Annotated in this window: 19 protein-coding genes; 10 read left to right on the forward strand and 9 right to left on the reverse strand. The window is 72.2% G+C overall.

All coding sequences use genetic code 11. From position 1 onward, the window contains the following. Positions 1 to 20 precede the first annotated feature (20 nt). The 7 genes from ACIQPQ_RS01875 to ACIQPQ_RS01905 all read left to right on the forward strand — a co-directional run bounded on the left by ACIQPQ_RS01875 (position 21) and on the right by ACIQPQ_RS01905 (position 6,542). Positions 21 to 443, forward strand: a complete 423-nt coding sequence (locus ACIQPQ_RS01875; protein ID WP_401298406.1) for an MmcQ/YjbR family DNA-binding protein — start codon at positions 21 to 23, stop codon at positions 441 to 443. Positions 444 to 510: 67 nt separating this feature from the next. After that, a complete protein-coding gene (locus tag ACIQPQ_RS01880) occupies positions 511 to 903 on the forward strand; it encodes a cytidine deaminase (protein ID WP_401298409.1) in 393 nt (130 codons plus the stop codon). A gap of 197 nt (positions 904 to 1,100) precedes the next feature. After that, positions 1,101 to 1,577 (forward strand): hypothetical protein, encoded by a 477-nt coding sequence (locus ACIQPQ_RS01885; RefSeq protein WP_401298411.1) that lies wholly within the window; start codon positions 1,101 to 1,103, stop codon positions 1,575 to 1,577. Positions 1,578 to 1,752: 175 nt separating this feature from the next. After that, the gene (locus tag ACIQPQ_RS01890) at positions 1,753 to 3,120 is read left to right on the forward strand and encodes a beta-xylosidase (RefSeq protein ID WP_401298414.1); all 1,368 of its coding nucleotides are present in this window, start codon (positions 1,753 to 1,755) and stop codon (positions 3,118 to 3,120) included. Between the two features lie 150 nt (positions 3,121 to 3,270). Next, positions 3,271 to 4,326, forward strand: a complete 1,056-nt coding sequence (locus ACIQPQ_RS01895) for a WxL protein peptidoglycan domain-containing protein (protein WP_401298417.1) — start codon at positions 3,271 to 3,273, stop codon at positions 4,324 to 4,326. A 44-nt stretch (positions 4,327 to 4,370) separates the two neighbouring features. After that, complete coding sequence (gene era / locus ACIQPQ_RS01900; protein ID WP_383767394.1) at positions 4,371 to 5,324, forward strand: GTPase Era; 954 nt, start codon at positions 4,371 to 4,373, stop codon at positions 5,322 to 5,324. A 423-nt stretch (positions 5,325 to 5,747) separates the two neighbouring features. After that, complete coding sequence (locus tag ACIQPQ_RS01905; RefSeq protein ID WP_401299572.1) at positions 5,748 to 6,542, forward strand: alpha/beta hydrolase; 795 nt, start codon at positions 5,748 to 5,750, stop codon at positions 6,540 to 6,542. Between the two features lie 39 nt (positions 6,543 to 6,581). Here ACIQPQ_RS01905 and ACIQPQ_RS01910 read toward each other — a convergent pair whose 3' ends face one another. From ACIQPQ_RS01910 to ACIQPQ_RS01920, 3 genes are read right to left on the reverse strand one after another with little or no spacing between them, the layout of a single operon-like run. After that, positions 6,582 to 7,268, reverse strand: coding sequence for a DUF4276 family protein (locus ACIQPQ_RS01910; RefSeq protein ID WP_401298420.1), 687 nt, complete (start codon positions 7,266 to 7,268; stop codon positions 6,582 to 6,584). Positions 7,269 to 7,278: 10 nt separating this feature from the next. Next, the gene (locus tag ACIQPQ_RS01915; RefSeq protein WP_401298423.1) at positions 7,279 to 8,442 is read right to left on the reverse strand and encodes an AAA family ATPase; all 1,164 of its coding nucleotides are present in this window, start codon (positions 8,440 to 8,442) and stop codon (positions 7,279 to 7,281) included. A 44-nt stretch (positions 8,443 to 8,486) separates the two neighbouring features. Continuing rightward, positions 8,487 to 9,509: an NAD(P)-dependent alcohol dehydrogenase gene (locus tag ACIQPQ_RS01920; RefSeq protein WP_401298425.1), complete on the reverse strand. Its 1,023-nt coding sequence runs from the start codon at positions 9,507 to 9,509 to the stop codon at positions 8,487 to 8,489. Positions 9,510 to 9,621: 112 nt separating this feature from the next. On the opposite strand from ACIQPQ_RS01920, the gene ACIQPQ_RS01925 reads away from it, so the two are divergent. Next, a complete protein-coding gene (locus ACIQPQ_RS01925) occupies positions 9,622 to 10,197 on the forward strand; it encodes a TetR/AcrR family transcriptional regulator (protein ID WP_401298428.1) in 576 nt (191 codons plus the stop codon). 4 nt (positions 10,198 to 10,201) lie between these two features. Here the strand turns inward: ACIQPQ_RS01925 and ACIQPQ_RS01930 are convergent, their stop codons facing one another. The 3 genes from ACIQPQ_RS01930 to ACIQPQ_RS01940 are packed head-to-tail and all read right to left on the reverse strand — an operon-like array spanning position 10,202 to position 11,518. After that, the gene (locus ACIQPQ_RS01930) at positions 10,202 to 10,450 is read right to left on the reverse strand and encodes a DUF397 domain-containing protein (RefSeq protein WP_401298431.1); all 249 of its coding nucleotides are present in this window, start codon (positions 10,448 to 10,450) and stop codon (positions 10,202 to 10,204) included. A gap of 37 nt (positions 10,451 to 10,487) precedes the next feature. After that, a complete protein-coding gene (locus ACIQPQ_RS01935) occupies positions 10,488 to 10,736 on the reverse strand; it encodes a DUF397 domain-containing protein (RefSeq protein WP_401298434.1) in 249 nt (82 codons plus the stop codon). After that, positions 10,733 to 11,518: a Scr1 family TA system antitoxin-like transcriptional regulator gene (locus tag ACIQPQ_RS01940; RefSeq protein ID WP_401298437.1), complete on the reverse strand. Its 786-nt coding sequence runs from the start codon at positions 11,516 to 11,518 to the stop codon at positions 10,733 to 10,735. The genes ACIQPQ_RS01935 and ACIQPQ_RS01940 overlap by 4 nt, the downstream gene beginning before the upstream one ends. 101 nt (positions 11,519 to 11,619) lie before the next feature. Between ACIQPQ_RS01940 and ACIQPQ_RS01945 the strand changes: the two genes are divergently transcribed. Beyond that, a complete protein-coding gene (locus ACIQPQ_RS01945) occupies positions 11,620 to 12,108 on the forward strand; it encodes an ATP-binding protein (protein ID WP_401298440.1) in 489 nt (162 codons plus the stop codon). Here the strand turns inward: ACIQPQ_RS01945 and ACIQPQ_RS01950 are convergent. Together ACIQPQ_RS01950 and ACIQPQ_RS01955 are read right to left on the reverse strand one after the other, a co-directional pair. After that, a complete protein-coding gene (locus ACIQPQ_RS01950; RefSeq protein ID WP_401298443.1) occupies positions 12,086 to 13,417 on the reverse strand; it encodes a GH1 family beta-glucosidase in 1,332 nt (443 codons plus the stop codon). The two genes, ACIQPQ_RS01945 and ACIQPQ_RS01950, sit on opposite strands and share 23 nt — an antisense overlap. Before the next feature lie 58 nt (positions 13,418 to 13,475). Then, entirely contained in the window at positions 13,476 to 13,742 is a 267-nt protein-coding gene (locus ACIQPQ_RS01955; RefSeq protein ID WP_401298446.1) for a protealysin inhibitor emfourin, read from the reverse strand. A gap of 131 nt (positions 13,743 to 13,873) precedes the next feature. Between ACIQPQ_RS01955 and ACIQPQ_RS01960 the strand changes: the two genes are divergently transcribed. Beyond that, positions 13,874 to 14,188, forward strand: coding sequence for a hypothetical protein (locus ACIQPQ_RS01960; protein ID WP_383767362.1), 315 nt, complete (start codon positions 13,874 to 13,876; stop codon positions 14,186 to 14,188). Between the two features lie 46 nt (positions 14,189 to 14,234). Here the strand turns inward: ACIQPQ_RS01960 and ACIQPQ_RS01965 are convergent, their stop codons facing one another. Further along, positions 14,235 to 15,305 carry a M4 family metallopeptidase gene (locus ACIQPQ_RS01965; protein WP_383767359.1) on the reverse strand — a complete coding sequence of 357 codons (1,071 nt, stop codon included), beginning with the start codon at positions 15,303 to 15,305 and terminating at the stop codon, positions 14,235 to 14,237. Positions 15,306 to 15,382 lie beyond the last annotated feature (77 nt).

A 15,382-nucleotide genomic window follows, 5' to 3' on the forward strand; every position in this document is an offset into this window, starting at 1 on the left:
CCCGCCCTGGAGGTGTCGACGTGAGTCCGGAAGAACTGCGCGCCCTGTGCCTGTCGTTCAACGCGGTGACGGAGGAGTTCCCCTTCAACCCGCGGGCCTCGGTCTTCAAGGTCGGCGGGTCGGCCACGGGGACGCCCGCGGGCAAGATGTTCGCCCTCACCGAGCTGGACACCCGGCCGCTGACCGTCAACCTCAAGTGCGACCCCGAGGACGCGGTCCGGCTGCGCGCCGAGCACCCCGGCCTGATCGTCCCCGGCTACCACATGAACAAACGGCACTGGAACACGGTGACGGCCGGCGGGGGCGAGGACGGTGACGGCGGTGCGGGCGGTGACGGCGGCGGGCTCCCGGCGGAGCTGCTGCGGGAGCTGGTCGAGGACTCGTACGACCTGGTCGTCGCCGGTCTGCCGCGCGCGGTACGGCTCCGCCTCGACCGCCCCTGAGCCGCCGTCCGCCCGGTCGGCGGCACTGGCGTCCGCCCGGTCGGCGGTGCCTCCGTATGCTCGGGGCATGACCGACAGCAGCGCGCTCGACCCCGAGGACCGCAAGATCGTCACCCTGGCCCGTTCCGCGCGGGCCCGCAACGGCGTGCCCGAGGGCGCGGCCGTACGGGACGACATGGGCCGTACGTACGTGGCGGGCACCGTCGCCCTGCCCTCCCTGGAGCTGAGCGCGCTGCGCACGGCGGTGGCGATGGCGGTGGCGTCGGGGGCGACCTCGCTGGAGGCGGCGGCGGTGGTCGGCGCGGCGGAGACGGCGGACGCCGCGGACCTCGCGGCCGTACGGGATCTGGGCGGGCCGGGGACGCCCGTCCTGCTGGCCGCGCCGGACGGGACGGTCCGCGCGACCGTCCGCGCGGGGGAGCCGGCGGGTTCGGCGGGGGTGTCGGGGGCGGCGGAGTAGTCCGGAATTCACCCTTGCCGCCGCCGGTCGGCTGACGCATCAATGAGACCGTAGAAGGTTCCGACGGACCGTCAGATGTCTGTCCTCCGGGGGTGGTTGACCGCACCCGCCCGCTCCCGGGGGGCGACCGTCCGCCGTACGGACCTCTCCCCTCCATCCCCCATGGATTCCCGGACACGGGAAGGGAACGGACTCCCATGAGAGGCAAGCGATTCACCACGGGTGCGGCCCTGCTGGCCGGAGGCCTCGCGGTCTGCGGGCTGGCGTTCGCGCCGTCCGCCGCCGCCGTCACCCCGCAGTCGGCGACCATCACCGCCAGTTGCGGCTTCTTCGGCGGCGGGCAGGCCACGCTCACCGCCACCCAGAACGGCACCGCCGCCACCCTCACCCTCACGGCCACCGCGATCACCACACCGCTCGCGCTCGGCCAGGACTCGATCACCTCCACCCTCACCCTCACGAAGTCCGGCGGCGGCACCGTCGTCTTCTCCGGCACCCGGAACCCGGCGACCCCCGCCGGGGCCTCCGTCACCGTCGGCCCGCTCGACGGCACGGTGGCCTCCGGCGACACCCTCGACGCGTACGGCGGGTCGCTGAAGATGACCGTCTTCGGCATCCCCATCACCTGTACGGCGACCGCGCCGCAGGCGCCGGGACCGTTCGTCTTCGACTGACGGACGCCGCCACCCCAGCCCCCGATGAGCCGTCAGTCCTCGCGCACACGCACAGAACTGACGGCTCATCAGCTCATGGGCGCCCGTCCATTGACTTCTCGCGCGACGCGCCCCTCAATGCCCCCTGTCGGCGCAGAAGAGCCGCTGCGCCCGCATCCTCCAGGAGAGGGCACCCATGGGCCAGAAACCCCAGAAACCCCAGACACCCCAGAGATCACAGAGATCCCGAAGTAGCCGCGGACGGCGCCGACTCGCGCTCCTCGGCGCCGCCGTGCTCGCGGTCACCGCGGGCGGTGCGCTCACCGCGCCCGCCTCCGCCGCGGCGGCCGGGGACGTGGACTTCCCCACGCACTGCGTTCCGCCGCCCATCGCGGGCATCCCGCCCATCGACGGCACCACCACCGGCAGGATCACGGTGAACACGACCAGCCCGCGCGTCGGGGACACCGTCACCGTGACGTACACGGTGGTGAAACCCGCCGCGAGCAACCCCACCGACATCGCGCTGCCCGCCGACATCATGACGCCGACCGGCAAGGTCACCCTCGGTGGGGCGCAGACCGGCAGCGTCACGGTCGCCGGGCCGAAGAAGAACCCGCCCGTGCCCGGCCGGGGCACCTTCCCGTCGTTCTCGATGACCGGCACCTTCACGGTCACCGCGCCCGGCGCGATCACCCTCTCGCCCGGCGACTACACCATCCACACCAGCTACATCCTCGAACTCGACACCCCGTGCACGGTGACCGATCCGCCCGCCCCCGTGTCGGAGACGGTCACGGCGGCCGACAACCCGCCCGCCAACACCCGTGCCATCACCCTGAGTTCGGCGTCCGGTGCGCCGGGGGCGGCGGTCACCGTCAGCGGCAGCGACTTCACACCGGGCGCGACCGTCACCCTGGCCGGCCGGTCCGGCGGCACCCAGACCGCCGACCGGGCGACCGTCACCGCCGACGCCCAGGGGAACTTCAGCGGGCCGCTCACCGTGAACGACCGCGCCACGAGCGGTGTGGTGGCGTACGAGGGCGCCGCGTGGTCCCCGGACAAGGGCGCCGGGCCCGTCGCGTACGTCGTCCTCGACGACACGCCCGTACCGGACGGCAGCCAGAAGCTGACGACGACCGTCAAGGCGGGCACCCTGTCGATGACCCAGGCCGGGGACACGGTCAGCCTGTCGGCCGTGGACTACGGCACCGGCGGGGCCTCGACCGGGGCGCTGCACACGGTGACCGTGAAGGACTTCCGCGGCGGGCCCGCGGGCTGGTCCCTCACCGGCAAGGTCACCGACTTCACCGGTCCCGGCGCCACCATCCCGGCGGGCAAACTGAGTTGGACGCCCGCGTGTGCCACCGCACCGGGCAGCCCGAGCACCTGCCAGGCCGGTTCGGCCGGGGCGGTCGGCAGCGCGGGGGCGACCCTGGCCTCCGCACCGGACGCGGCGCGCACCGGCGGCGAGTTCACCGCGGACGCCCGGCTGTCGCTCGACGTACCGGCGTTCACCCCGCCGGGGAGCTACTCCGGGGTGCTGACGTTGACGCTCACCTGATTCCGGGCCCCGGTGGCCGGGCGCCCGCCGTACGGCGGTCCGCACCCGCCCGACCACCCCGCCCGACCACCCCGCCCCCCGTCCGGCCCCGTCCTGCCCGGTCTCGCCCCCGTCCCACCTCGTCGTCCGCTGTGTGAGGGGTCCGCACCCATGCGCAAGCCGTACGCCGTCCGCCTCCCCGCCCCTCCGGCTCCCCCGCTCGTGCCCCTGCTCCTGCTCGTGCCCCTGCTCCTGCTCGTGCCGCTGTTCGTGCTCGTTCCGCTGCTCCTGGCCTCCGCTCCGGCCCGAGCCGCCGACAACGGCAGCTGGTCCGTGTACCCCGTCGCGTCGGCCGTCTCCGCACGGCCGTACTTCTACGTCTCCGCCGACCCGGGTCAGACCCTCACGGACCGGGTCGTCGTCGCCAACAAGACGGACACCCCCCTCACCTTCCGGCTCTACGCGGCCGACGCCTACAACACCGCCCGCGACGGCGGCTTCGCCGTCCGGTCGCCCGGCGAGCGGATGCAGGGCGTCGGCGCGTGGGCGGAACCGGCACGGGACCGGGTCACCGTGCCGGGCGGCCGGTCGGTCACGGTCCCCTTCACCGTGCGGGTGCCCGCCGACGCCGAGCCGGGCGACCACCCCGGCGCGATCGTCGCCGTCGACGAACGGGTGGAGAAAGCGGACGGCGGCCCCGTCGCGCTCGGTGTCCGCCGCGCGGTCGGCGCCCGCGTCTACCTCCAGGTCGGCGGCCCGGCCCTCACCGGGCTCGCCGTCGAGAACGTACGCCTCGACCCGCACCGCCCCCTCGTCCCCGGCCTCGGCGACAGCACGACGACGATCTCCTACACCCTGCGCAACACCGGCAACGTCACCCTCGACCCGCGGGTCGAGCTGCGGGCGCGCGGACTGTTCGGCCGGACCCTGCTCTCCCGCGAGCTGACGAAGGTGCCCGCCGAGCTGCTGCCCGGCCAGCGGGTCCGCCTCACCGAGCGCTGGCGGGACGCGCCCCAGCTGGACTGGGGCGACGTGACGCTCACGGCGAGCGCGCGCGACACCCGCGAGTCCGCGAGCGCCTCCTTCTTCGCCCTGCCGTGGCTGGTCGCGGGCGCGCTGGTCGTGGCGCTGGGCGCGGGGGTGTGGGTGGGGACGCGGATACGGCGGGCCGGGCGGGACGGGCGGCCCGAGGGGGTGCCGGGTGCGGAGCCGGACGGGGGCTTGTGAACGGCTGTGCGGCGCGGCCTCGGGGATCAGGGAGAATGGGCGGCATGAGCGTGCGTACCCAGTCATCCGACCAGTCGGCCGAGGCAGCCCACCGGGCCGGTTTCGCCTGTTTCGTGGGCCGCCCCAACGCGGGCAAGTCCACCCTCACGAACGCTCTCGTCGGGAAGAAGGTGGCGATCACCTCCAACCGGCCCCAGACGACCCGGCACACCGTGCGCGGCATCGTGCACCGGCCCGAGGCGCAGCTGATCCTCGTCGACACCCCCGGACTGCACAAGCCGCGCACGCTGCTCGGCGAACGCCTCAACGACGTCGTACGGGCCACCTGGGCCGAGGTCGACGTCGTCGGCTTCTGCCTCCCCGCCAACGAGAAGCTGGGCCCCGGTGACCGGTTCATCGCCAAGGAACTGGCCGGGATCAAGCGGACCCCGAAGGTCGCGATCGTCACCAAGACCGACCTGGTCGAGTCGAAGGAACTGGCCGAGCAGCTCATCGCCATCGACCAGCTCGGCCGGGAACTGGGCATCGAGTGGGCGGAGATCGTCCCCGTGTCCGCCGTCGGCGACCAGCAGGTCGAACTCCTCGCCGACCTCCTCGTCCCCCTCCTCCCCGAAGGCCCCGCGCTCTACCCCGAGGGCGACCTCACCGACGAACCCGAGCAGGTCATGGTCGCCGAGCTGATCCGCGAGGCGGCGCTCGAAGGCGTACGGGACGAACTGCCGCACTCCATCGCCGTCGTCGTCGAGGAGATGCTGCCCCGCGAGGACCGGCCCGCGGAGAAGCCCCTCCTCGACATCCACGCCAACATCTACATCGAGCGGCCCAGCCAGAAGGGCATCATCATCGGCCCCAAGGGACGCCGCCTCAAGGACGTCGGCATCAAGTCCCGCAAGCAGATCGAGGCGCTCCTCGGTACGCCCGTCTTCCTCGACCTGCACGTCAAGGTCGCGAAGGACTGGCAGCGGGACCCGAAGCAGTTGCGGAAGTTGGGGTTCTGAGCGGGGGGTCGGCCGGGGGGCGTTTCTCCGTGACCGTGGGGTCACGCCCCGCAGGGCGCTTGCCCACCCACCCGCCCGTCTCGGTAGGCCAAGCCGCCCCGCCACGGGGCCCTGCCCCGGACCCCGAGGCGGCCCTGCCCCGGACCCCGAGGCCCGCCCGAGCAGCCCCCACCCAGACGCAACCGCCGCCCCACGCCCCGCCCGGCGCTTGCCCACCCCCCCCTCTAGAAAATCCGTTTGGCGGGTCACGCCCTCCCTGCTAACTTGCCGGAGGCCGTGCAGCTGACCGAGGAGGTGGTACCCGTGAACGTTGATTCGACGTGGGTGCTCTCCTCAGGGGTCACGGTCGGGCGATAGGTCGTCGTCCGGGAGCACTGTTCCGCTGTGCTTCCGAAAGGCACGACCACCATGCAGAACCCGGCTTTGCGGTTCACCTCCGAGGACCGTCTCGACGAGACCGTCCTGGAACGCACCTTCACCCTCGGCCCCGCCGACACCTCCGGCCCCGCCGACCCCTCCGAAGTCCCCGGTGCCTCGGGCATCCCGGGCATCCTCTGGACGCCCACGTCCGATGCCGCCCCCGCCACCCCCGCGCCCCTCATCCTCCTCGGCCACCCGCCCCTCGGCCTCCGCGCGATGTACCCGCGCCTGGCGGCGCGGGCCCGCAGTGCCGTCGCGGACGGCTTCGCCGCGGCCACGATCGAGTTGCCGGGTGCCGGGGACCGGCCGCCGCTCCCCGGCGCCGAGCAGGCCCGTGCCGAGTTGCGGCGGGCGATGCGGGCGGGGGAGCGGGTCGATGACGAGACCGTCGACGCCCTCGTCCTGCCGTTGGTCGACGCGGCCGTACCGGAGTGGCGGGCGGCGCTGGACGCCCTCCTCGCGCTGCCGGGGATCGGCGGCCCGGTCGGCTACTCGGGCGGGGTGATCTCGGTGGGCGTCCGTCTCGCGGCGGTCGAACCCCGTGTCAGGGCCGCCGTCCTGTTCGCGGGCAGCCTCGTGCCCCGGACGATCCTCGAAGAGGCCCGTACCGTGACCGTCCCGCTGCACGTCCTGCTCCAGTGGGACGACGAGGGCAACGACCGCCAGGCGTCCCTGGACCTCTTCGACGCCTTCGGCAGCCACGAGAAGACCCTGCACGCCAACATGGGCGGCCACACCGGCGTCCCGGAGCACGCGGGGGACACGGCGGCCCGGTTCTTCACCCGGCATCTGAAGTAGGGCCTCACCCCTTCCCCGGAGGTGTGCCGGGCCCCGCCCTCAGACGGCGCGGGCCCGGCCACCGCCGGGCGCCCCGGATTCCAGGCGGGTCAGCCAGTCGTGGAGGTGGGGGCAGGTGGCGCGGAGGGCGGTCAGGCCGAGGAGTTCGATGGCGTCGGGGCCGTCCACGACCTTGTGGTAGGCGGGGTGGGCGCGCAGGACGCGTTTCGAGGGGGCGGTGTCCGGACCGTCGTTGACGCGTTCGGCGCCGCCCGCCGCGGTGACCTGGGAGCCCAGTACGTCGGCCAGCTTCGGTGAGCCGACGAGTTCGGCCAGCTCGTCCGCCGCGGCGAGTACCCACGCCTCCGTCTCGTGGAGGGCGAGGAACGGCAGGAACCGCGGGTCGTCGACGGTCCGCGCCATCGCCTCCTCGACGTGGGTGACGCGGGCGTAGGGGTCACCGGTCGGGGCGTCGGCCAGACCCGGCGTGTCGGAAGGAAGCCCGTACAGGTCGAGCAGGGTGGTCACCGTGTCGACGGCCGAGTTCCGCAGGAGCGCCCGGATGTCGTGCTCGATCTTGGGCCACCTGCTCACCCCGCCCTTGTCGTGCGGGCGCCCGGCGGCCCGGCGGGTCTTGAGCGTGACCGGGGTGACCCAGACGCCGTTCGCGGTCAGGTCCCGCTGGAGGACCTGCTGCACCAGCCGTTCTTCCGTCGCGCCCTCCACCAGGACGTGCACCTGACGCATCGCTTTGACCTCACCGTTCCCGCTCGGGCCGGGGCCGACCGCCCAGCAGGTTCTTCAGCCACAGGTCGCCCAGCGAGTAGCTGTCGAGCCAGGCCGCCAGTTCCTCGGGGTCGGGGCGGCGCAGCCTGGTCGAGCCGTCCTCGCGTTCCGCGACGACGAGTTCGTCGAGCCCGAACTGGTCGAGGAGGGTGACGGACTGTGTGGCGGCGAGGATCTGGCTGTGGGTGGACGCGGACCGGAACAGTTCCGCCAGCACGGTGAGCGCGAAGGGGTGCAGGCCCAGTTCGGGTTCGTCGAGGACGAGCAGCGCGGGCGGTCGCGGCTGGAGCAGGAGGACGGCCAGGCAGATGAAGCGCAGTGTGCCGTCGGACAGGGCGTCGGCCGGGAACACGGTGTCGGAGCCGACCTGCTTCCACCGGAGCTGTACGCGGCCCGCCGCGTCCTCGGTGAGGACGAACGCGCGGAAGAAGGGCGCGACGGAACGGACCGTGCGCACGATCTGCTCGTACGCCGCGGGATCTTCCTCGCCCAGGCGCCGCAGGAACGCGGCGAGGTTGCGGGCGTCGGGGTGCAGGACCTCCGTGTCGGAGGCGTAGCCCGGCTGCTTCACGGGGGCGCCGGGGGTCGTGTCGTGGAAGTGGTAGACGCGGCAGCCGCGCAGGGTCTCCCGGGTGTGACGGGCCACCTCCGCCACTTCTGCGGCTTCGGCCGCTTCGGACGGCTCGGCTGCATCGGCCGGTTCGTCGTCCGCGATCCGGCCGAGCCTGGACTCGCTGTGGCCCCGCCCGATCTCCCGTACCAGCGGCTGTTCGTCGCCCGCCTCGGTGTACGACTCGACCGCCTCACGGCCGAAGACCAGCTCTCCCCGGTGCGAGGGGACGAGGGTCGCCTCGTAGGCGATCACGTGGCCGCTGTCGGTGGCCTCCACCCGCAGGCCGAGGCCGGCCGATCCCTTTGCCACGTCGTGCAGCAGGGCCACGGCGCCGCCGCGCAGTCCGACCTCCATGCCCAGTTCGCCGTCGGCGATCCGGCCGAGGAGTTCGACGGCTTCGATGAAGTTGGTCTTGCCCGCGCCGTTGGGGCCGACGAGGACGGTGACCGGGCTGAGGTCCAGTTCGGCCCGGTCGATCGACTTGTAGCCGCTGATGGTGAGGCGTCGCACCCTGCGTGACATGGTCATCAATCTATCGAGCGAGGACGGCGGGGCGGGGGAGGTGCTTACCGCTGAAGCACCAGCTTCCCGATGACGCGCCCCGCGCGGCTCTCCTCGATCGCCGTGTTCACGCCCCCCAGGGTGAGGGGGAAGGTGCGGGAGATGTGGGCGCGGACGTGGCCTTCGGTGGTGAGGGTGTTCACGCGGTGGAGGAGGGGGGCGGAGGACTTGAGGAAGACGGGGACGTACTTGGTGCCGCGGGTGCCCGCGCCGCGGAGTCTGCGGGCGGTGATGGTGGTGACGAGGCGGGCCGCCGACGCGACGGTGACCTCGCCGTCCTCGTCGCGGGCGATCGTCACGAACCGGCCGCCCGGCCGCAGGACCCGCCGCGCCTGCACCCACTGGTCCCGGCCGCCCACGCAGTCGATCACCACGTCGAAGGCGTCCGCGCCGTACGCCGACGACAGGACCGTCTCGGTGCGGTCCATGATCTCGTCCGCCCCCAACGACCGTACGAAGTCGCCGTTGCGGCCGCTCGCCACGCCCACCACGTACGCCCCGGCCGCGTGCGCCATCTGCACGGCGAGGTGTCCGACCCCGCCCGATGCCCCGATCACCGCCACCCTGCTGCCCGCCGTGACCCCGCCCCGGTCCAGGCAGGTCAGTGCGGTCTGCCCGGCCAGCGGCAGCGCGGCGGCCGCCGCGAAGTCCAGTCCGTCCGGTACGGGCGCGAGGAGCCCCGTCCGTACGGTGACGTACTCCGCCCCTCCGCCGCCGTCGATCTCGTTGTCCGCGTGCACCCGGTCGCCGACCCGGAACCCGGTGACGCCCTCCCCGACGGCCGTGACGACACCCGCCAGGTCGAACAGCGGCGTGAACGGGAACCTCCGGCGGCTGATGAGGCGCCGGTTCCCCTCGATCATCTGCCAGTCGATCGGGTTCACCCCGGCCGCCCTGACCTGCACCTGCACCTCCTCCGGGCCGGGCGCCCGGACCGGTGTCTCCGCCGTCCCGAGGACGTCGCGCGCCGCTCCGTAGCGGTGCTGCACGATCGCTTGCTGGGTGGACGGCACGCTGTCGGACGTCATGGCGGAGCCCCTCACGAGTCATGGACCAGGTTTCTTTTACCAGGCTGCCCGCACACTACTGTACGACTAGTTCAGTAGTGGTCGCGGTTGTCAGGAGGGGTATCCTGTCGGCATGGCAAAGGTGTCCGGCGAGGCCGAGGACCCGCGTGTGGCCCGCACGCGGCGTGACGTCATCCGTGCGAGCGCGACGTCCCTGCTGGAGGAGGGCTGGGGCGCGACCACGCACGCCGAGGTCGCCCGTCGCGCCGGGTACTCCAAAGCGACGATCTACGCGCACTGGCCGACCTCCGTCGACCTCATGCGCGACGCGATCGCCCAGATCTGCGCCGACGCCCCCCACCCGCCGACCAGCGGCGACCTGCGCCAGGACCTGCACGACGCGCTGAGCCGTCTGGCGCTCACCCTCTCCGAGGGCCGCTACGACCGGCTGATGGCGGGCGTCATCGAACGCGCCGCCCACGACGAGGGCGCGCGCGGGCTGCGGGACCAGCTGTACGAGACGGCGACGGTCGATCTGCGGGGCGTCCTCACCGCACATCTCCGGCCCGACGACGTCGAGCCGGTGCTCGCCATGCTGGCGGGCGCGGTCCTCGTCCGCGCGAGCTACGAGGGCAGAGCGGTGGATTCCGCGTTCATCGCCGACATCATCGCCCGCGCCCTCGACCGCGCCGCGCCCAAGGGGAGTTGAGGCCCTACTTGAGGGAGTCCGTGAACGTCGCCCAGCTCGCCGGGGTGACGTTCAGGGTGGGGGCGTGAGGGGTGGGCTGTTGTTTGGAGTCGCGGATGTGGATGGAGTCGGGGCAGGTGGCCACCTCGACGCAGGCGCCGCCCTCGCTGCTGCTGTGGCTCGACTTCTTCCAGGAGACGGCCACTTCGAGGCAGGCATCGCCTTCGTCGCTGCTGTGGGTCGACTTGAACCAGCGGAGTGCAGTAGTGCTCATGTCTCTCCTAGCAGTGCGGTAGTGGGCTGCTCTGCGACTACCTGAGGGAGTCCGTGAACGTCGCCCAGCTCGCCGGGGTGACGTTCAGGGTGGGAGTGTGGGGGGCGGGTTGTTGTTTGGAGTCGCGGATGTGGATGGAGTCGGGGCAGGCGGCCACCTCGATGCACTGGCCGCCCTCGTCGCTGCTGTAGCTCGACTTCGTCCAGGAGACGGCCACTTCCAGGCACTGGCCGCCTTCATCGCCGCTGTGGGTCGACTTGAACCACTGAAGCGCTTCCGTGCTCATTGCTCTCCTAGTAGGCGGTCGAGCAGGCCCACCGAGTCCTGAGTCGTCAGGGCCTGTGTCCGCAGCATCGCATACTTGCGAGCCAGTCGAGACACCTCTTCCGGGTCGGAGACCCACTGGCTGCCGCGTTGCGATTCCGTATAGGCGAGGTGCTGGTGATCTGGGGTTTCGATGAGTGTGAAGGGGCCGTTAAGCCCTGCGTGAAGTGGGCTCGCCAAAGGCAGCACTTGCAGTGATACGCAAGGCAGTTCGGTCACTTCGCGCAGATACCGCACCTGCTCTTGTCGGGTCTGCGGGGTGCCGATACGAAGTCCGAGAACCGGCTCCCACACCACGAAGCTGAGCGTCGGTGGGTCCTTCCGCTGCAAGATCCCCTGGCGGTCGAGTCGCAGCCGTAGCGTCGTCTCCAGGCTGTCCGGGTCGTACGCCGGAATGCGGTTTTGTAGCACCGCGCGGGCGTATGCCTCTGTCTGGAGCAGGCCAGGGATGACGGCGTTGTCGTACCAGGACAAGGCAATGGCCACCTTCTCCTGATCCATGTACTCCTCGGCCCACAGCGGGAACTGGTCCACCTCAGGGAGGTTCATCACTCCCGCCGCCAGCATTCCCTTCGTACCCAGCACCTCGTCGCAGCGTTCGGCAGTGTCGAGTTTCAGGGGGCGCCGACCCTGTTCGATCGACGCAAGCGTCTCCTGGTTGATGCTCACCCGCGCGCTGAACTCGGGTTGGCTCATACCCGCCGCCCTGCGTGCCGCGGCCAGTTGACGGCCGAGCATCTTCATGGCCGACTGGTTCTTCCTCCGTGTTGGCGTCATGTCTGCTGCACTCCCCGTACTTAATCGCACACCACCCCGTACGGCCCCGTACAAAAACTCTGTACGGGATGACGTACTGCACAAGGGTAGTGACGGTGCGCGACTCTCGTGCCGTGAATAAGTCCACTGATCTCCCCGCCGAGCGCGATCACTTCTACGGCCGCGCGAGCCGTTCCGTCCCTGCCGCCAGGCGGTTCGCCCGCCAGTCGTTGGAGGGGTGGGGGTTGGCGGGGTGGGCGCGGAGCGCCGATGTGTCGCTCTGCGTGAGCGAGTTGGTCACCAACGCCGTGCGGCACGGGGTGCCGAGGGGCCGCGGGCTGCGGTTGCGGCTGCGGTACGACCGGGACCTCGTCCGGGTCGAGGTGCACGACAGCGGGGGCGGGGTGCCGCGGGTGCAGGAGGAGCCGGACGAGGGCGGGCGGGGGCTGCTGCTGGTGTCGGTGCTGGCCGACAAGTGGGGCGTGGGGGAGCGCAGCCCCGGCAAGGTGGTGTGGTGCGAGTTCGAGGTGGGTGGGGAGGGGGCGGGGCCGGGGGTCACTCCGCCGGGGGGCGGGTGAGGAGGTCGCGGTACCAGGCGTACGACGCCTTCGGGGTCCGGCGCTGGGTCGTGAAGTCGACGTGGACCAGGCCGAATCGGCGCGCGAAGCCCTCCGCCCACTCGAAGTTGTCGAGGAGGGACCAGACGAAGTAGCCGCGGACGTCGACGCCCGCGGTGATCGCGTCGTGGAGGGCGCGGACGTGGCCGTCGAGGTAGGTGATGCGGTCCTGGTCGTCGAGGCCGGGGTAGCTGCATCCGTTCTCGGTGATGACGATCGGGGGGAGGCGGTCGCCGTAGCGGGAGGCGAAGGTGGTGAGGAGTTCGGTGAGGCCCGCCGGGATCACCGGCCAGCCGAAGTCGGTCGTCGGGACGCCCTCGATCTCCCGTACGGAGAAGGGGAGTTCGGCGGGCATGCGGACGCCGCCGAAGTCGATCTCGGTGCCCTGGGGGGCGCCGACAAGGGTGGGGGCGTAGTAGTTGACGCCGTACCAGTCGAGGGGGGCGCCGATGAGCTTGAGGTCGGCCTCGATGTCGGGGGAGGGCATGAGGTCGCCGAGGCCCTCGGGGTAGGCGCCGAGCAGGACCGGTTCGGCGAACAGGCGGTTGAGGAGGAGGTCGTAGAAGGCGGCGGCCTCCAGGTCGGCGGGTTCCTGGGAGGCGGGCCAGGTCGGGCCGTGGGAGTTGGCGATGCCGATGTCGTCGGCGCCCGTGGCGCGCAGGGCCTGTACCGCCAGTCCGTGGCCGAGGAGTTGGTGGTGGGCGGCGGGGAGCGCGTCGAAGAGGAGGCGGCTGCCGGGGGCGTGGGTGCCCAACGCGTGGCCGAGGAGCGTGTGTTCGGCGGGTTCGTTGAGGGTGATCCACTTGGTGACGCGGTCGCCGAGGCGGGCCGCCACCGCCGTCACATGGTCGGCGAAGCGGGTCGCGGTGTCGCGGTCCAGCCAGGTCAGGTCGGCGGGGAGGTCCCAGTGGAAGAGGGTGGGGACGGGGCGGACGCCCGCGGCGAGCAGAGCGTCCACCAGGCGGTCGTAGAAGTCGAGGCCGCCGGGGGAGTTCACGCGGGGCCAGGAGATCGAGAAGCGGTACGCGCCGACGCCGAGGTCGGCGAGGAGCGCCACGTCCTCCTCGTAGCGGCGGACGTGGTCGCAGGCCACGGCGGCCGTCGAGCCGTCCTTGATCCGGCCCGGCTCGGCGGTGAAGACGTCCCAGACGGAGGGCGCGCGGGTGTCCGCGGCGCCCTCGATCTGGTGGGCGGAGGTCGAGACGCCCCACAGGAAGCCGTCCGGGAACCGGGGGAGGGGCACGGCTGCCCCGCGCGCATCAGTGGCCATGGGCGGGATCATCCGTACCCCCGGGTAGGGAAGTCAACGCCCGTACGTGAGAAGGGGGTTACGCGCCCTCTTTCAGGACGCGGGAGACCAGCCTGCGCTGCTCGCCGGTGAGGGTCGGATCGGCGGCGTAGACCGTCGTCCCGTCCACGGTGATCTGGTAGCTGAACCCGTCGGGCACCCCGGCCGGAGGCGCGCCCCGGCCGCCGTGCACGGCCTGCGTGGCGAGCGCGCACCACTCGTCGGCGTCCGCCCGCCCCGACGTGTCCACCTCCCCCACCCGCTCGATCCCCGCGAAACCACCCGTACGCCGCACTCGAATCCGCATGCCCCAGGTCTAGTACGGATCGCCCCCGACCGCACCCTTGCCGGGCCGCACGGTCCCTCCCGGCGGCCGGTCGGCGGGTCCCGTCTGCCATGCTGTCCCCGCACGGGCACGGCGGAGGGCGAGGGGGACGCGTGGCCGAGCCGATCACCGGCTGGATCTGGGACCGACACCTGCGGGTCTTTCTCGAACTGCTGTCCCGCTACAGCGGATACGCCTTCGGCGACCTCGACTGGGAGACCGTCGCGGCCGCCGTCCAGGACACCGACGACGAGACGTCCGGCCGCTGGTACACGTACCCCCTGGCCGGCGCCGACGCCACCGTGGACGTCGCCCTCGCGCGGGCCGTCGGCGGCGCGGAGGTGTCCGTCCGCGTCACCGGAGCCGACACCGCCGAACTGCGGCTCCGCACGGACACCCTCCTCACCGCCTTCGCCGCCGCCCCCTGACCACCGGGCGCGACGGAATCCTCGGCCGCGCCGGAATCCGCCTCCGCTACGGCACCCGCACCCCCACCTGCTCCCACGCCTTCGACACCGCCTGGAACTCGTCGGTGCCGTCGCCGAAGCGGGTGCGGGCCGCCTTGACGGTGAGGGCGGCGAAGTCGGTGAAGAGGGCGCGTTCGGCGAGTTCGCCGCCGGTGAGGACGTCGTACCAGACCTGGCCGGCCTTCTCCCAGGCGTAGCCGCCGAGGGCGGTCGCGGCGAGGTAGAACGCGTGGTTGGGGATGCCGGAGTTGATGTGGACGCCGCCGTTGTCGCGGCCGGTGCGGACGAAGTCGTCCATCGTCGCGGGCTGCGGGTCCTTGCCGAGGACGTCGTCGTCGTAGGCCGTGCCCGGTGCCTTCATCGAGCGCAGGGCGCTGCCGGTGACGCCGGGGGCGAGGAGTTCCGCGCCGATCAGCCAGTCGGCCTCGGTGGCGGTCTGGCCGAGTGTGTACTGCTTGATGAGCGCGCCGAACACGTCGGACATCGACTCGTTGAGGGCGCCCGGCTGGCCGTAGTAGGTCAGGTTCGCGGTGTACTGCGTGACGCCGTGCGCCAGTTCGTGGCCGATGACGTCGACGGACTGGGTGAAGTCGACGAAGATCTCGCCGTCCCCGTCGCCGAACACCATCTGCTCGCCGTTCCAGAACGCGTTGTTGTAGTCCTCGTCGTAGTGGACGGTCGCGTCCAGCGGCAGGCCGTCGCCGTCGATCGAGTGACGGCCGTACGCCTTCAGGAAGAGGTCGAAGGTCGCGCCGAGTCCCGCGTACGCGCGGTTGACGCTCGCGTCCTGGCCGGGCTCGTCGCCCTCGCCGCGGACCTCGGTGCCGGGCAGGTCGGTGCCGTGCCGGGCGTCGTAGACCGTGCGCAGCGGCTGCTCGGACGGCGCCTTCGCGGCGGGCGCGGCGGCGAGCCGGAACTCGGTGGTCACCCGGCGCCGGCCGCGCAGTTCGCTGTCGCGGACCAGGGTGCGGCGGGCGGGCCCGGACAGCGCCGGGTTCTCACTGCTCGCCAGCCGGTCCAGGACGTGGGGTGGTACGACGGTGCAGAAGACGGGCTCGAAGCCCCCGTGAGTCGTCATGTCCGGCACCTTGGCACTGCGTGAGAGGACTGTCACCCCCTGCAACCATGATTGGTGAAATACGGTGACATACGGCG

The sequence above is a fragment of the Streptomyces sp. NPDC091281 genome (assembly GCF_044757425.1).
Lineage (GTDB): Bacteria > Actinomycetota > Actinomycetes > Streptomycetales > Streptomycetaceae > Streptomyces.

Excerpts from the sequence above, each read along its gene's own strand:
- ACIQPQ_RS01880 (WP_401298409.1), top strand. The coding sequence starts at position 511 with ATGACCGACAGCAGCGCGCTCGACCCCGAGGACCGCAAGATCGTCACC.
- ACIQPQ_RS01885 (WP_401298411.1), top strand. The coding sequence starts at position 1,101 with ATGAGAGGCAAGCGATTCACCACGGGTGCGGCCCTGCTGGCCGGAGGC.
- ACIQPQ_RS01890 (WP_401298414.1), top strand. The coding sequence starts at position 1,753 with ATGGGCCAGAAACCCCAGAAACCCCAGACACCCCAGAGATCACAGAGA.
- ACIQPQ_RS01895 (WP_401298417.1), top strand. The coding sequence starts at position 3,271 with ATGCGCAAGCCGTACGCCGTCCGCCTCCCCGCCCCTCCGGCTCCCCCG.
- era (WP_383767394.1), top strand. The coding sequence starts at position 4,371 with ATGAGCGTGCGTACCCAGTCATCCGACCAGTCGGCCGAGGCAGCCCAC.
- ACIQPQ_RS01910 (WP_401298420.1), bottom strand. The coding sequence starts at position 7,268 with ATGCGTCAGGTGCACGTCCTGGTGGAGGGCGCGACGGAAGAACGGCTG.
- ACIQPQ_RS01915 (WP_401298423.1), bottom strand. The coding sequence starts at position 8,442 with ATGTCACGCAGGGTGCGACGCCTCACCATCAGCGGCTACAAGTCGATC.
- ACIQPQ_RS01920 (WP_401298425.1), bottom strand. The coding sequence starts at position 9,509 with ATGACGTCCGACAGCGTGCCGTCCACCCAGCAAGCGATCGTGCAGCAC.
- ACIQPQ_RS01925 (WP_401298428.1), top strand. The coding sequence starts at position 9,622 with ATGGCAAAGGTGTCCGGCGAGGCCGAGGACCCGCGTGTGGCCCGCACG.
- ACIQPQ_RS01930 (WP_401298431.1), bottom strand. The coding sequence starts at position 10,450 with ATGAGCACTACTGCACTCCGCTGGTTCAAGTCGACCCACAGCAGCGAC.
- ACIQPQ_RS01935 (WP_401298434.1), bottom strand. The coding sequence starts at position 10,736 with ATGAGCACGGAAGCGCTTCAGTGGTTCAAGTCGACCCACAGCGGCGAT.
- ACIQPQ_RS01940 (WP_401298437.1), bottom strand. The coding sequence starts at position 11,518 with ATGAAGATGCTCGGCCGTCAACTGGCCGCGGCACGCAGGGCGGCGGGT.
- ACIQPQ_RS01945 (WP_401298440.1), top strand. The coding sequence starts at position 11,620 with ATGACGTACTGCACAAGGGTAGTGACGGTGCGCGACTCTCGTGCCGTG.
- ACIQPQ_RS01950 (WP_401298443.1), bottom strand. The coding sequence starts at position 13,417 with ATGGCCACTGATGCGCGCGGGGCAGCCGTGCCCCTCCCCCGGTTCCCG.
- ACIQPQ_RS01955 (WP_401298446.1), bottom strand. The coding sequence starts at position 13,742 with ATGCGGATTCGAGTGCGGCGTACGGGTGGTTTCGCGGGGATCGAGCGG.
- ACIQPQ_RS01965 (WP_383767359.1), bottom strand. The coding sequence starts at position 15,305 with ATGACGACTCACGGGGGCTTCGAGCCCGTCTTCTGCACCGTCGTACCA.